We start from the raw sequence: 15,341 nt of genomic DNA on the forward strand, positions 1-15,341 counted from the left end.
CGCTTCCAACTATCAAGCTCCAAGCTCCTAGGCAGCTGCCAGGTTTTTTCTGCGGCGGCGAGCCACAAGACCCATCAGGCCCAGTCCGGCTAGCATCATGGCATATGCCTCGGGCTCGGGGACAGGAGTGGTGAATGTCACGTTATCGGCTACCAGCCCCAGCCCGGTGAATGAGATGGAGCGAATGTCGGCGGTCGGGCGCATGATGCCAAAGAAGGTTCCCGCGTTCAGGCTGTCGTCCAGCGTGTCGACATTGATGATATGTGACTCGATTATTTGATGATTGTCGGCGAAGGCGCTGATGAACATGGGGTTGCCGTTATGGCTGTTAAGCAAGGCGCCGGCTGCGCTGGTCAGACCGTTAACAAAGGTAAAGTGGAGCGTGCCAATAACATCTGTGGCGGCAAAATGATTGCCAGCGCCCCAGAGGCCATTACTTCCCAGGTCTGCGATGAAAGCGCCCAGAACAGAACCGGACGTACCGGTGAAGCTCACGCCGGACGCAACCGTTTCGGGGCCAGTGGTGATGAAGCCGTCAAAATTCTCGAAATCAATGACGTGCGGATTGGAGATACCGTTGACATTTGAGGTAAGCGCGGCATGAGCCGGCAGGATCAGGCTCATGCCGCATGCGACGAACAGGGTTTTCAGTTTCATAATGTTCTTCCTGTTTTTAGAGATGCGATGGTTTTTAACCACAGCGCGGATTTGAATTAAACGGCTACTCGGAAACCAGTCAGGAACCGATCACACCGCCGTCATCTTTGGTAATGACCACTACCGCAGAGCGCGGCTTGTATGCGGATGCCGATCCGCTGACCGTGGTCGGACCATTGATGCCGCTATCGGGCCAGGTCGAGTTTTGGGTGTAATGTGTTTCCCAGTCCTCTCCCGGGTGCTGGATGCCTATGAACATGGTCTTGCCGTCAGGCGTATTGGTCACTCCGGTTACTTCACAGTTCTTTGGCGCGGTGAGAAACCGACGGGTCTCGCCAGTGGAGGGGTCGGCGCATAACATGACGTTTCCGCCGATGTTGGTCCAGTCGCCGGTGGCGTTTCCCACCTGGTCGGTCTGGATCCACAGGCGACCGTCCTGGTCGAACCAGAGGCCGTCCGGGGCGCCATAGTCATCGCCGTTTATGTTGCCCCGATGGTGAGGCTGTGGATCAAGCTTGTCGCCACATTCCGCAAAGATGTCCCATGCGAAATCCATGGCGTCGACCTTACCCATATTTTCACGCCAGCGGATGATGTGGCCGTAGCGGTTGTCCGGCCGCGGGTTCGCCGCATCCACGCCCGGGCGGGCGCTGCCGGCGGAGGTGGTGCCGTCGATATTGTTGCTGGAAGCGGGGATGCCGCCGCGGCGGTTGTTGTTGGTCAGGGTCATATAGGCTTCGAGTGTCACGGGATGCGCAGCAATCCACTCGGGGCGGTCCATCATCGTGGCTCCCAGACGGTCGGCGGCCTGCCGGGTTTTGATCAGCACTTCTGCCTGATCGGCGAAGCCGTTTTCCCGCGTCAGGCCATTCTCGCCCCATATCAGGGACAGCCAGATACCGCGGCCGTCGGCTTCGAATCTGGCTACAAAAAGGGTGCCGGAATCCAGCAGGTCACGGTTGGCGGCGCGATTTACGGGGTTGTATTTATTGGCGCAGACAAACTTGTAGAGATACTCGTTGCGCTCATCGTCACCCATGTACACGGCCACAGTGTTGTCGGTTCCTACGACGCACCAGGCATTTTCGTGTTTGATGCGCCCCAGCGCAGTGCGTTTGACTGGAGTGCTTCTCGGATTCCAGGGATCGATTTCCACCACCCAGCCGAATCGATGCGGCTCGTTCGGGTGAAGGTCGGCACGGAAGCGCTGATCGACCTCGTGCCAGCGGTAGCCAAAGCCTCCCTTGACTATACCGTAACGTGCCTGGCCGTAAAGGATTTCCTGCTTCCGGTTCAGGTCGGGTACCCCCGACGCATCGCCGGTCTCGTTGGAGAAATAGCCATTCCAGTTTTCCTCGCAGGTGAGGTAGGTGCCCCACGGGGTGTAGCCGGACGCACAGTTGTTGAGTGTGCCGACAACATTCCGGCCGCTGGGGTCGGCGGCGGTCTTCAGCAGGTCGTGGCCGGCAGCCGGTCCGCTGAGTTCGCAGGCGGAGTTACCGGTGATGCGCCGGTTAAAGGCAGAGGGGCGTTTGACTTCCCAGACACCGCTCTTCTTCCATATCTCGACCACACTGATGCCATGCGCAGCTTGCTGGGCGCGTACCATGTCCACGGTGATGGATGTGGTCGCATAGCCGGAAGCGGGCGAGATATTATTGACCAGAGGAGGATCGACATACTCATGGTTAGTGACCAGAAGTCCGCGGGCATTGGCAATGCCCGCCGCTCCGGTGGCGGGAAAGGGGAACAGGTGCATACCGTCGATATGGGCGCCGAACGCATGCAACTGCACCGCCTCGGTCATTGCGCTTGCCGGATCCCAATGCGGACCATTGGTGAGGGAATCACCCCATGCCACGAGCACACGGGCGGTATAACCCGCGGGCACCGTGACGCTGTCATCTCCGGGCGAAAGATATAAGTTGGCAGGCACGGAATTGAAGTCGATGCCGACAAGGGGAGCGGGTGCCGCATAGGCACGCCTGACCAGGCTACCGAACAACGACCCCCCGAATGCGGCAGTGACGGTGATGCCCAGGGAGCCCTGAAGGAAGGCTCGGCGCGACAGCTTGTGCGCATCGATCAGGTCATTGAGGGCAGGATTGCGGGATTTGTTACTGCTGGCATGACTGGGGTTCGCCTTTCCGTCGGGATGCAGAGCGCTGCTCATCATATCTCCTTGTCGAGTGTATGGTTTTTCAGGCGGGTGCGATAAAGTCGAATGTGCGTCTTTCACGCATGAGGTTGCGTGAGCGAGCCTATTTTCATGAGCTTGTGCTACAGGAGTTGTATTCGCGATCAGGCAAACCTTGATCCGAACAGACCAAACAGAGAGCCGGCATAACCGGAATATCTGCCCCGATAACCGGCATCAGGGCAGGTGGGCGTTGGGCTGATATCTGGCAAATGAAAACGTGAACCCGGCGTTATTCCGGCTGAGGTGATCGTGAGGTGATTGAGAGATGTTCGGATGGGAGTCAAGCCGATGTTCTGCAAGGCCTGGCGTCGGGTTGCGCAAAAAGTCCTGGTGCCTGATTTCGAGCCCGTGCGGGCGGAAGCCGGAAGAGGCGCTCCTGCAAGGCATTGACTCTGCCCGGCGTGCTCATGATTTATTTCGGGGCCATACAGTTGGCATAGTAGGTTACGGTGGCGGGCCAGTCGGTGAAGACGCCCAGGACGCCAATATCCCTGTGCAGAACATTCAGGACCTTCATCACGTCGCCTTCGCGCCTGATAGCGGAATCGAAAGTCTGATAATAAAATCCGTTGTTGCCGTCAGCCAGAATGCCGGAACGCTCTAGCGTCCAGGTGATAATGTCGAGTCCGGCAGACCGGGCTTCCCTGGCATACCTGGAGGCTACGATATTGCCGTTGCCATCGGTCTCCAGCAGTGCAAACAGAGGGGGACCGACGATATTGATGCCCTCGGTCCTGTAGGCAGCCAGTTGTGCAGCGTGAGGCAGATCGGCAGTGACATTGGCATTATCAAGATATACGGCCTGCTTGCCGAAATCGGGTTCGTTGGCAATCCAGTAGCGCACGTCGCGGATGTCGAACGATTGCGGGTAGACATCCCTGGGGGAGACATCCGCAGCTTTGTATTCGTCGATCATCTGTTGGGCGTAGGCGTGCTGAGTGTAGTCGCCCACCCCGTCGCCGTCGCTGTCATAAGGCATTGTTACGTCGGCGCTCTTGAGCTCGGGCGTCATTTTTACGCCAAGCTCCTTGAACAGTTGAATGCTTTCCTTATGGGTGAGCAGTGTGCCGCTGGTGGGGCCGGCATAAAGGTCCGGGCGCCATGCCGGGATGCCACCCAAATATTCGGTAACGCTCCTTGCCGCGGGATTAGCGGCGTCCATCCTGCCCCTCAGGCTTTTGAACTCCTGCACCGTGAGATCGCTGGTACAGCACTGCGCCGAAGCCTCCTGAATCAGCTTTCCGACATTATCAAAGTGAGCGGGCGCAAAAGGCCTGGTGCATTTTCCAGCTAATTCTGTAGCAAGAATATTGGTTGTCGTATGAAGATCGCATTGCGAATGTCGGCAAACGAGTTCCCTGTCGTTCGTGAACGTGACGTCGCACTCTACGATGCCCGCTCCCATGCGTGCGGCCGCCTGGTAGGATTCTTTCGTGTGCTCCGGGAACTGCAGTGCGGCGCCGCGGTGCCCGATGGAGAAATAAGTCTTGTTGAATGGACCGTTGTCGCAACTCTCTAGCTTGCTCTTGAGCTCGCCCGGTTCCATGTCGTTGACGAGGAAGAAAGGTCGAGGACCAAGTTCAATGTTATTGCGGCTTCCGGAATCGTTATGCCGGTTGTTTCTGCTAGGTTCGCCATCGTTTTCGCTGGCAGGACTGATGGCAATCAGGGAAAGTGCGGATACCAGAACGGAAGGTATCAGGGTGCGCAGCAAAGAAGTTCGTGGAAGCATGGGGACCTCTCATTTTGCAAATGGAAGGTTTCAAGCGGATCCAGAATCAAAGCACAAACCTTACCGGCTTTCTTTTTCATTTTGATGAGAGTTTTGTTAAACCTGAAAATCAGACGATGGATGGGAGGTAATGGAGGCTCTCGAATGTGGGTAGCGGGCTTTGCCGGCCTGATTTCCGCAGATTTCACCTTCAGATCGGCATGGCATCCTGCCAACGATACGTAAAATTGATAAGCCGTTTTCATCATCCGATATTACAGCCCCGCTTCGGATACATATATATCCTGCGCCAAACCGACCAGACCGGCATAGGCATTACCGATCAGGGCCGCTCATCCGATTACCCAGTCGCGATACCGCTGACGTTGGATCCCGGCACCTTCACCATTTCCTATCTTCCAGGCATCACGCGATGATCCATTCGGATCATGCCCCCAGCTAATGGCTGTAATAAGAGGCATGGATAATCGCGTCTAATTTATTCAGATCGATAGCCATGCGCCTCTTTGCATCTCTCCTTGCTTTGGTAATGTGTACGTTTTCCCTTTCCAGCCATGCCTGGTGGAACGAAGAATGGACAGCCCGCAAGAAAATCACGTTGGCTGGTCCAGCCAGCCAAGTGGCGGATGCGCCGGTACTCATACGGCTGCATACAGGAAATTTCGATTTTTTCTCAGCGAATGATAACGGCAGCGACTTGCGCCTGGTCGCAGCGGATGACAAGACTGAGCTGAAATTCCATTTTGAAAAATGGGATGTCGTGAATGAGCTGGCGCTGATCTGGGTGAAAGTACCCTCGCTCTTACCCCAGACGGAAATCTTTCTTTATTTCGGTAACGAGAATGCGTCAACCGCGGCGGACCCCAAGGCGACCTACGACGCCGCCAGTGCTGTATATCATCTTGCGGAACCGGAAGGAAATCCTCAGGACAGTGGGCCAAATGGTTTGCATGCCCAATCTTCGGCGCAGCACGTTGCCGCTTCTTTCTCGAATGGGGGCGCACGATTCGATGGTTCCCAGAGCATGACGCTCCCAGCCATGAATGCCAGCACCGGGTACAGCTTTGCAGTATGGATCAAGCCTTCTTCGCTGGGTGGCGTCCTGTTCCAGTCGGATGGCTTGAATATATCGCTGGAAGGCGGCCTGGTCACGGTACAGTCAGGCAGTGCAAAGGTGGTTTCCAGTGCGGCGCTGAGCGCAGACCAGTGGCAGCATCTGGGATTCACGGTTTCGGATGTGCTCCGCGTATATGTAAACGGCAAGCCGGCAGGGGAAGCAGCGGCTGCGGCATTCCCAGCCGGCAGTATGACACTTGGCGCCGGGTTCAGGGGCGAGATGGACGAAGTGCAGGTATCCGGTTTGCTCCGCGGCGCGGAATGGATGGCAGTCCAGGCTGCGCAGGGGCCGGATGGCAAGCTGGTCACACTGGGCGAAGACGAGGCTACCGAAGGCATTGGGGAAGCCTCACACCTGGCCATTATCCTGAAGTCACTGACGCTGGATGGTTGGATTGCGATCGGCTTTTTGGCAGTCATGCTGCTGATCGCAATATGGGTGATGTACAGCAAGGCTGTCTATATCAACCAGGTGGATAAATCCAACAGCCGCTTCATGAATAAATTCCGCGAGCTGTCGACCGATCTGGCCATGATAGACAAAGCCAAGGGGCTGGGGGAAGACTTCAAGCATTCGTCGATATACCGCATATATCACATTGGCGCAGTCGAATTGGCGCATCGTTTCGACGATACCGATGCAGCACATATCGATAAATCGCTGTCGCCGCAATCACTCGACGCGATTCGCGCCAGCCTGGACGCCGGACTGGTGGAAGAAGTTCAGCGCATGAACAGGTTCATGGTACTGCTGACCATCGCCATCTCAGGTGGTCCATTCATCGGGCTGCTGGGCACAGTGATGGGGGTAATGATCACATTTGCGGCAATTGCAGCCGCCGGCGACGTCAACGTCAACGCTATCGCACCGGGCATTGCAGCGGCACTGGCAGCAACAGTGGCCGGAATGGGCGTAGCGATCCCCTCACTGTTTGGCTACAACTACCTGGCATCGCGCATCAAGTCCATCGTATCTAGAATGCATATTTTTGTCGATGAATTCATTACGAAGCTTGCCGAAAATTACAGCCGCTGACAGATATCGACATGAAGGTTCAGGAAGAAAACGAGCTTTACGACGAAATCAACGTAGTGCCCATGCTGGATCTCGCCTACGTCCTGCTGGTAATTTTCATTATCATGACGACGGCATCAGTTCAGGGAATAAAGGTCAATCTGCCCAAGGCCAGCAATTCCCCCAGTCTCGCCAAACCGCAGACCAAGGCGATCACCATCAACGAAAGCGGGCAGATTTTTCTGGATGCCTATCCGGTGACGCTGGATGAATTACGAGTCCGCCTGGGCCAGTTGAGAGCGGCTAATCCCGAACTGCCGGTCGTAGTCAAGGGCGATACGGTAGTGCAGTACGGCAAGGTGATGGACGTGCTCGAATTATTGGGACAACTGGAGATTACGCAGTTGGGCCTGGTGACCCAGCGCCTGGTCAAGTAATGACGTGGAATATCCATTGGAAAAGCATAAGCCGGCATGGATACGTTGGTGCGGCGTTGTACTTGGTTTGGCCGCCGCGATCATGATGGCATTGTGGCTGAAGGAATTTTTGGGAAGCGACAAGCCACCGCCCAAGCCTTCACTCCAGCAGATCACCTTGATCAAGCCACCTCCACCACCTCCGCCTCCGGAGCAAAAACCACCGGAACCGATCGTCAAGGAAGAGATAAAGCTATCCGAGCCTGAGCCTGAACCGATGGATCAAGCCGACGAGCCGCCGCCTGGTCCGGATCTCGGCATTGATGCCGAAGGAACAGGCAGTGGCGACGGATTCGGGCTTGTAGGAAAAAAAGGGGGGGCCGACCTGATCGGCGGCTCGAAAGGGAATCCCTGGGCCTGGTATGACGCTATCGTAAATGACGCAGTGAATTCCGCTTTTCAGGACGCGCTGGCGCGTGAGAAGGCGCTCAAGGACAAGACGTACAAGGTGGTAGTGAAAGTGTGGATTGATGCTGATGGGAAAGTCGCGCGAACTGCGCTGGTTGATCAGACGGGGGATGCAAGGGTTGACGAGTTGCTCAAAGGCGTGCTGCAGACCTTGCGAGCCTTGCGTGAAGGTCCGCCCGAAGATATGCCACAACCGCTGAAAATACGCGTGACTTCGCGCGCCTAATCGTTCGGAGAAACGAAACCAAATGAATGTCCGTTTAATGCTCGCCATCGTCATGTTGGCGGTATATGCCAGCGCGGCACATGCAAATACCAATACCAATGAGCGCGAGAAGATCGAAATCTTATACGAAACGACACTGAACCTGATCCATCTTTTGGTTGAGCAAGGCGTGATCAGGCAGGACGTAGCCGATGAAATGATCCGGAAGGCGGAACAGAAGGCGAAAGCTTCCCAGCAGCAAGCCCAGAAAAAAAATGGGCAGCCCGAAGCCGGCGAACTGAAAAAGGGCGAGGTGCGGGTTACTTATGTGCCCGAGCACATCAAGAAGGAGATCCGCGATCAGTTGCGCGCGGAAGTGGTGGGGCAAGCCAGACAGGAACGCTGGGGTGATGTAAACGCTGTTCCGGAATGGGCTAGCCGCTTCAAGCTGGAGGGGGATATGCGGCTGCGCGAACAGGCCGATTTCTTCGGCAATAGCAATGCTCCCGCAGCCAATTTTCAGGCAATCGGACAGCAAATCGGCAATACCACTGACGACAGTTATCATCGGGAGCGGGTCCGCATGCGCCTCGGCATCAACGCCAACGTTACCAAGGGGGTGGACCTTGGGCTCCGACTGACCACCGGTAATATCAATGATCCGATCACTACCGGGCAGTTGCTGGGGTCTCCGATATCTCTGGGATCCCCCACCTCCACCCTGCAGAATCTTGGGACCTTCAACAGTAAATTCAGCCTGGTGCTGGATCAGGCTTACCTCAAGCTTGCTCCCTGGGACTGGCTCACTGTCAGTGGCGGGCGTATTCCCAATCCCTTCTTCGTGGGTACAGTGGGAAATATCTACACAGGCACTCTCAGGAGCGGGCCGCATACCATACCCACGGCCGGGGTCGTACACACCGATTTGCTATGGGACGTTGACCTGAATTTTGAAGGTCTGGCAGTTAATCTCCACCCATGGCTGAAGGAAGATCGAATCCTTAAACCTTTCCTTAACGCCGGGATATTTCCTTTGCAGCAAATCAATCAGAGCGAAACCGTCAAAGCCAGGGATAAATGGTTTTACGGAGCGCAGGCGGGAGTGGAATGGACACCGGAAAATACCGACACTACCGTCAGGGTGGGAGCGGGATTTTATGACTACCGCAATATCAGCGGCGTCCGCAATCCCGAATTTGGAGATACCTTGTTCAATCAGACCGCTACCTTGTTCCGGCAAAAGGGCAACAGTCTGTTCAACATCGATAACGATGGCGACCCCACCACCAATCTCTGGGCGCTGGCGGCGGATTATCGTATCGCCAATGTAACCATGGTGGCGGATTATTCAAAGTTCAAGCCCATCCATGTCATCGGCGCCCTGGACTTCGCCCGAAATGTGGGCTACGACGAGGATAAAATACTTGCCCGCACCGGGCAGAATATCAAGCCGGAAGTCAACGCCTACCAGGCTCGCCTCACCATAGGTTACCCCGTGATTTCCGAGCGGCATCAGTGGCAGGTGATGGGTTTTTATCGCCGCTCGGAACGGGATTCGATGCTGGACGCCTTCACTGATTCGAATTACCTCCTGGGAGGCACCAATCACAAGGGCTACACCATTCAAGGTCTATATGGGGTGGCGCACAACACCTGGCTGGGCCTGCGCTATATGTCCTACGATCACATCAGCGGTCTGCCCCTGGCCGTCGATACCATCAACCTGGATCTTAATGCGAGGTTCTGACCTGATGACATACCGATCCAGGCAGCGGAAGTTGCGGATGCCGCGGCGCTTTGTTGTTGACGAAACGGCAGAGGCCGCGGTTGGGAGTTTTGTAATACATATTGTTCACGATATCAGGTGCAAGGTTCCCGTATGAGCAACAGAGAAAAATGGATTCTACGGTTGTTGTGCTCTGTGGCGACAGTAGCTTTTCTCGCGGGTTCCGGGCCGCTGGGTGCTTTAGCCGCCAGCGCCAGTGATAAGGACGCTAAAAAAGAACGCCAGGCATTGCGCCGTGTGCAGCAGCAATTGAACGAAATTCAGCAGCAGAAATCGGCCGTGGACCAGGAAAACACGGTGTTGGAAGAGGCATTGAAAAAAGTCCACGACGAAACGGAATCTCACAAACGATCTGCGGCAAGTGCTGCAGCTAAAGCCTTTCGGCTCGAGAAAGATATCGACGCGGCAAACAACGAAAAAACTGAATTACGCTTGCGTCTGGACGAGGCGGCTAAACAAAACGAAGAATTATCCGTTCGGCGCCAACAACTGGAACAAGATCTGAAGGATACGGCAAACAGGCTGGCAAAGCAGAACGAGCATAGAAAGCTTTGCGAAGCCAATAACGGCGAGCTTTACCGGATAGGCCGCGAACTGGTCGATTGGTATGCTGACAAGGGTCCATTGAGTGCCATTCTGGAGGCTGAGCCGTTCACGCGTATGAAAAGTGTCGAAATGGAAAATCTGCTAGAAAGTTATCGCGAGAAACTTGAAGTTCAGCACTTGGACCGCTCTATTAATCAAAGTATCCGGGAACACCAATCGCCACATTTGTAGGCCATTCCGCCATGGGAAAAGTTACCGAAGAGATGCCAATGGTTAATGCATACGCCAAGGGATGGGTAATTCATCTTAGTGCATTGCGATCCGATGTATCCAGAAACGTACCTTTCCGGTTCATGGCACGGACAATTGATCGGTTCCTCTGCGCAATTTGCACTGATTTTGCTATAATGCCCACATTTTTTAAAGGGTGTTCTGCTTTTACTGCTTCTTCTATATCAGACCTCTGCAATGAGGTCGTCAGCGCTACCGCCGCAGTAGAGCTTGCAAGCACCGTGAATGCCGCCTTGCTGGTGTTGAGTCCAGTCGTTTCAGCCGCCTCGCCATTTTCTGTAATCATTTTTGTCAATAAGACGCTTGCGCCCCGCGTTGTCTGCAAAGCTTGTTCCGCAAAACCTATGAGTAGATTAGGAGATACCAAATGAGGCATTGGCGCATCCGGCAGCATGCACGGGTAGCGCGTGGCTTCACGCTGCTGGAATTGCTGGTGGTGATGGTCATTATCGGATTGCTGGCAGGCTATGTTGCGCCCCGGTATTTTTCTCAGGTAGGCAAATCCGAGGTGAAAGTAGCGCAGGCCCAGATTGATTCTCTTGAAAAGGCGCTGGATCAATACCGGCTGGACACCGGGCACTACCCGACTGCCGAGCAAGGGTTGGCATCGTTGACGGCACGGCCGACAAATGAGCCCAAATGGCAGGGTCCGTACCTTAAAAAGACAGCGCCGCCTGATCCCTGGGGGAAGCCATACGTCTATAAATATCCCGGCGAGCACAGTGAATATGACTTATTTTCCTACGGCAAGGATGGCCAGCCTGGCGGTACGGGCGAAGCAGCGGATATCACGAACTGGTAGGTTGCGATGCGCTATGAAATAAAAGCTGTGCTTGCCGGACAGGGCATGATACTTCTGGAACTCGACGCCGATAGCGAGGAGGACGCCCGTCTCCAGGTTGCAGCGCGGGGCGGGATGGTATTGAATATCCGGCGCAGCTTTTCCGGCTGGATGCCTAAGCCGAGGCTGCGTTTTCCACTGGCGCACTTCAGTCAGGAGTTGCTTTCCCTGCTGGTGGCGGGACTGAGCCTGGTGGAGAGCATCGAGACGCTGGCCGATAAAGAACAGGATGCCGGAGCGCGCAAGATCATCGATGGATTGCTTGCGCGACTCTACGAAGGCGTGACGTTTTCCCGTGCGCTGGAATATTTCCCTCAAGCGTTCCCGCCGCTCTACGTTGCGACTGCGCGGGCGAGTGAACGTACCGGCGATCTGCCTGAAGCCTTGACACGTTTCATCAGCTATCAGACACAGATGGATCTGGCGCGCAAGAAACTGATTGGTGCATCCATTTATCCGGTTCTGCTACTGGTAATCGGACTGCTGGTTGCAGTATTTCTCCTGGTTTTCGTGGTGCCGAAGTTCAGCGCCATCTATGAGGACGTCGGCACCGATCTACCCTGGCTTTCTCAGCTTCTGATTCAATGGGGTCATTTCGTGCACGAGCGGGGATGGCAATTGGCGGGGATCGTAGCGGCTATGCTGGGTCTCATGCTCTATGGCATAACGCGGCCATTGTTCAGGACGTGGGCGATGCAACAGCTATGGCGCATCCCGGCTGTCGGAGAACGTATGCGGGTTTATCAGCTTGCGCGTTTTTACCGGACATTAGGCATGTTACTGCGTGGGGGCATCCCCGTCGTCAAAGCGCTGGAAATGGTGAACGGCCTGCTGCAACCGCATTTCCGGCCGAGAGTGCAGGCTGCCGCTACTCTCATTCGCGAAGGGAAAACGATTTCGGGTGCAATGGAGACGGAAGGGCTGACTACCGCTGTGGGCAGCCGTATGCTGCGGGTCGGCGAAAGAACCGGCCTCATGGGGGAAATGATGGAGCGCATCGGCAACTTTCACGATGAGGAAATCGCGCGCTGGGTGGAGTGGATAACCAAGCTGATCGAGCCATTGCTGATGGCCCTGATCGGTGGCGTGATCGGCGGAATCATCATCCTCATGTATATGCCGATATTCCAGTTGGCGGGAAGCGTCGGGTGAGTCAGATGATCGAACCATTTTTTATTACACGCTCGCACTTCACACTATCGCCGACAAAGCTGCTACCAGGATGGATTCGCAAGTCCTGCAAGGCCAAGCTTCATTAATCGCGCTGTTAGCCGATATCCGTAGTCCCGCGCCGCCGGTTTCGAGCGGGTCGAGAGGGCAGAATGTGGCTTCTGCATTTCAAGCGGTGCTCCCGATATGGCGCGCTCCATGAGCCTCCGCCAGTAAAAGCAGAATTGCGGGCGGAATTTCACGTTCTTCTTCCGGTGGACTATTTCTGAATCGTTCAATAATAGTGAGCGAAGGATTCGATTATGAAGCATTTGCCAGGGTAAGCAGTGAGCAAGGAAAGTGATCTGGGACAAATGAAATCTATGTCACCGTTGCAGCAGGAAAATTCCTGTGGAGACAGACTGGTGCCTCAACCCTCGTCCGCGGTGCCTTTGCTAGATGTTCGCCAGCTTGCCGAGGCGCGCAAAGAAGCATTCATCCGCGGTGTTTCGATGATCGGCGTTCTGGAAGAAAGATGGGAGCATGGGCCGGACGAGCTGATTGCGGAACTGGGCCGGCTGCTTCGGATGCCGGTCCTGACGATGGAGGAACTGCGATCCGCCGCACCCGCATTCGAGACATTGCCTTTCAATGAAGCGGTTGCGCGGGAATGCGCTGTGCTCCGGCGGGATGGGCGCCATATTTTCGCCGTAGGCAATCCGTTTTCGCCCCACCTGCGCGCCTGGGCCGAGGAATGCATTGACGTTGCAACTACCTGGCATCTGGTTCATCCGGCTGATCTGTCTGCTTTTTTTGCGCAGCAGGAGCAGACAATGCGTGCGATGGACAGCGTGCTGCCGGCGGGGGGACACGGCGTCAAACAAACGGGCCAAGAAGATCTTTCGCTCAAGACCATCAACGAGGGCACCAGTCCGGTAGTGCGGCTGGTGCATTCGACGCTGTACGACGCGCACAAGTCACAGGCAAGCGACATTCACCTGGAAATGATAGCGGGCGCATTGTCCATCAAATACCGGATCGATGGCGTACTTACCACGATTGGCGTAATGCAGGGCGCGGACTTGGCGGAACAGGTGATTTCCCGCATCAAGGTGATGTCCGATCTGGATATTGCCGAGCGACGTGTACCGCAGGACGGCCGTTTCAAGATTTCCATCCAGGGGCGGGAGATCGACTTTCGCGTATCGATCATGCCCAGCGCCTTCGGGGAGGACGCGGTGTTGCGTATTCTCGACCGGCAGGCGCTCGCCGACCACGTCGAGGGCTTGACACTGAATCATCTCGGTTTCGACCCGGTCACCATGGCGAGTTTACGCCGCCTGAGTTCGGAGCCCTACGGCATGCTGCTGGTCACCGGTCCCACCGGTAGCGGCAAGACCACCACGCTTTATGCCGCGATTTCGGAAGTCAACAAAGGCCACGACAAGATCATCACCATCGAGGACCCGATCGAGTACCAGCTGCCGGGCGTGCTGCAGATACCCGTCAACGAAAAGAAAGGGCTCACCTTCGTCCGTGGCTTGCGCTCGATTCTGCGCCACGACCCGGACAAGATCATGGTGGGCGAAATCCGCGACCCGGAAACGGCGCAGATCGCCATACAGGCGGCATTGACGGGACACCTTGTATTTACCACCGTGCACGCCAATAACGTATTCGATGTCATCGGCCGTTTCTCGCACATGGGAGTGGATCCCTACAGCTTTGTTTCGGCCTTGAACGGAATCGCTGCGCAAAGGCTGGTCCGTCTGCTTTGCACCCATTGCGCAGTGGAAGCGCGCCCGGACGCGCAATTGATTGCGGAGTCCGGAATTGATAGCGGGCAGGCCGACGCGTTTCGCTTTCGCACCGGCAAAGGCTGCGGCCAGTGCCGGGGAAGCGGTTATCGCGGGCGCAATGCGATCGCGGAGATGCTGGTATTGAACGATGAGATCCGCGAACTCATCGTCGCGCGCGAACCCATACGCCGGATAAAAGAGGCAGCCAGGCGAAGCGGAACCCGCTTCCTGCGCGAAGCGGCCCTGAACATGGTGCGGGATGGGCAAACGAGTTTACAGGAGGCCAATCGTGTCACTATTGTGGCGTGACCGGATACAGATTTTTTTGGCGCCAGACAGGGTCGACCTGGTCCGTTCCTATCGCGGGATAAAGCCGAAGCAGACTGGCCGACATGTGGCGGTGTGCGAGCAGACACCCGGCATGCCGGCATGGGAGGCGGCGCTCGCCCAATTGAAACAGATGCTTGCCGATGAAACGGGCGCCGGGATCTCCGTCATTATTTCCAATCATTTTGTGCGCTATGCGGTGATACCCCCGCAATCGAAGATCGAGACACCCGCGGAATTGTACGCCTACGCTGCCTTTCAAATGCGCGAGGTATACGGAGAGCGGGCCACTGCATGGTCGCTTGGCGTGGGTTCCTGGGACCCTGTCACGGGGGCGGTGTGCGCGGCGATCGAGCACAGCCTGGTCGAACGATTGCAGGAGCTTGCCGCTCAGCGCGCGATGCGGTTGAAAGGAATAGAACCCTACCTCACCGGCGCATTCGATCACTGGCACAAGCGCTTCGACAAGTGCCGGGCCTGGTTTGCCTTGATCGAGACCGGCCGTCTTTGCCTGGCCTCACTGGAGGGTGGCGCCTGGCGGCGAATCAGCAACCAGAGAATATGGCATCACGTGGAAGACGAACTGCTTGCGACACTCGAGCGGGAGGCACTGCTTTTTTCCGCGCGCGGGGAAGCGGAGGAACCGGTTTATCTTTTTGCTCCTGAGCATCCGGAATTTACGCTGCCTCATGATTGCGGCTGGCGGGTTGTGCCGTTGCAGGATGATGGCCGGCCTGCGCCGCCGCATTATCCACAGTACCTGTCCGCCCCCATGAGCAAGACAGCGTGAATT

13 protein-coding genes are annotated in these 15,341 nt (G+C 56.1%); 9 read left to right on the plus strand and 4 right to left on the minus strand.

All coding sequences use genetic code 11. From position 1 onward, the window contains the following. Positions 1-27: 27 nt before the first annotated feature. The 3 genes from CRO05_RS03520 to CRO05_RS03530 form a co-directional block, all read right to left on the minus strand. On the minus strand, positions 28-657 hold the full coding sequence (locus CRO05_RS03520; protein WP_097065833.1) for a PEP-CTERM sorting domain-containing protein: 630 nt from the start codon (positions 655-657) through the stop codon (positions 28-30). Positions 658-736: 79 nt separating this feature from the next. Next, positions 737-2,830: a PhoX family phosphatase gene (locus CRO05_RS03525; RefSeq protein WP_097065834.1), complete on the minus strand. Its 2,094-nt coding sequence runs from the start codon at positions 2,828-2,830 to the stop codon at positions 737-739. 439 nt (positions 2,831-3,269) lie between these two features. After that, on the minus strand, positions 3,270-4,589 hold the full coding sequence (locus tag CRO05_RS03530) for a glycerophosphodiester phosphodiesterase family protein (protein WP_097065835.1): 1,320 nt from the start codon (positions 4,587-4,589) through the stop codon (positions 3,270-3,272). A gap of 529 nt (positions 4,590-5,118) precedes the next feature. Here CRO05_RS03530 and CRO05_RS03540 point away from each other — a divergent pair. The 5 genes from CRO05_RS03540 (at position 5,119) to CRO05_RS03560 (ending at position 10,372) form a co-directional block, all read left to right on the plus strand. After that, positions 5,119-6,741, plus strand: a complete 1,623-nt coding sequence (locus CRO05_RS03540) for a DUF2341 domain-containing protein (protein ID WP_235001273.1) — start codon at positions 5,119-5,121, stop codon at positions 6,739-6,741. A gap of 11 nt (positions 6,742-6,752) precedes the next feature. Beyond that, positions 6,753-7,157 (plus strand): biopolymer transporter ExbD, encoded by a 405-nt coding sequence (locus CRO05_RS03545; protein ID WP_097065838.1) that lies wholly within the window; start codon positions 6,753-6,755, stop codon positions 7,155-7,157. 16 nt (positions 7,158-7,173) lie between these two features. Then, a complete protein-coding gene (locus CRO05_RS03550) occupies positions 7,174-7,830 on the plus strand; it encodes an energy transducer TonB (RefSeq protein ID WP_235001274.1) in 657 nt (218 codons plus the stop codon). A gap of 22 nt (positions 7,831-7,852) precedes the next feature. Beyond that, positions 7,853-9,556 carry a putative porin gene (locus CRO05_RS03555; RefSeq protein ID WP_097065839.1) on the plus strand — a complete coding sequence of 568 codons (1,704 nt, stop codon included), beginning with the start codon at positions 7,853-7,855 and terminating at the stop codon, positions 9,554-9,556. 276 nt (positions 9,557-9,832) lie between these two features. Beyond that, entirely contained in the window at positions 9,833-10,372 is a 540-nt protein-coding gene (locus CRO05_RS03560) for a DNA repair protein (RefSeq protein ID WP_235001275.1), read from the plus strand. A 70-nt stretch (positions 10,373-10,442) separates the two neighbouring features. On the opposite strand, the gene CRO05_RS03565 is transcribed toward CRO05_RS03560, so the two are convergent. Beyond that, a complete protein-coding gene (locus CRO05_RS03565; RefSeq protein WP_143860882.1) occupies positions 10,443-10,718 on the minus strand; it encodes a hypothetical protein in 276 nt (91 codons plus the stop codon). Between the two features lie 81 nt (positions 10,719-10,799). On the opposite strand from CRO05_RS03565, the gene gspG reads away from it, so the two are divergent. From gspG to CRO05_RS03585, 4 genes are all read left to right on the plus strand, one after another. Continuing rightward, positions 10,800-11,234, plus strand: coding sequence for a type II secretion system major pseudopilin GspG (gene gspG / locus CRO05_RS03570; RefSeq protein WP_097065842.1), 435 nt, complete (start codon positions 10,800-10,802; stop codon positions 11,232-11,234). A gap of 6 nt (positions 11,235-11,240) precedes the next feature. Next, the gene (locus CRO05_RS03575) at positions 11,241-12,425 is read left to right on the plus strand and encodes a type II secretion system F family protein (protein ID WP_097065843.1); all 1,185 of its coding nucleotides are present in this window, start codon (positions 11,241-11,243) and stop codon (positions 12,423-12,425) included. 380 nt (positions 12,426-12,805) lie between these two features. Beyond that, the gene (locus CRO05_RS03580) at positions 12,806-14,530 is read left to right on the plus strand and encodes a GspE/PulE family protein (protein WP_097065844.1); all 1,725 of its coding nucleotides are present in this window, start codon (positions 12,806-12,808) and stop codon (positions 14,528-14,530) included. Then, positions 14,511-15,338: a hypothetical protein gene (locus CRO05_RS03585; protein WP_097065845.1), complete on the plus strand. Its 828-nt coding sequence runs from the start codon at positions 14,511-14,513 to the stop codon at positions 15,336-15,338. Before CRO05_RS03580 ends, CRO05_RS03585 begins: the two co-directional genes overlap by 20 nt. The last annotated feature ends 3 nt before the right edge of the window (positions 15,339-15,341 follow it).

Source organism: Nitrosovibrio sp. Nv4, assembly GCF_900215485.1.
GTDB lineage: Bacteria > Pseudomonadota > Gammaproteobacteria > Burkholderiales > Nitrosomonadaceae > Nitrosospira.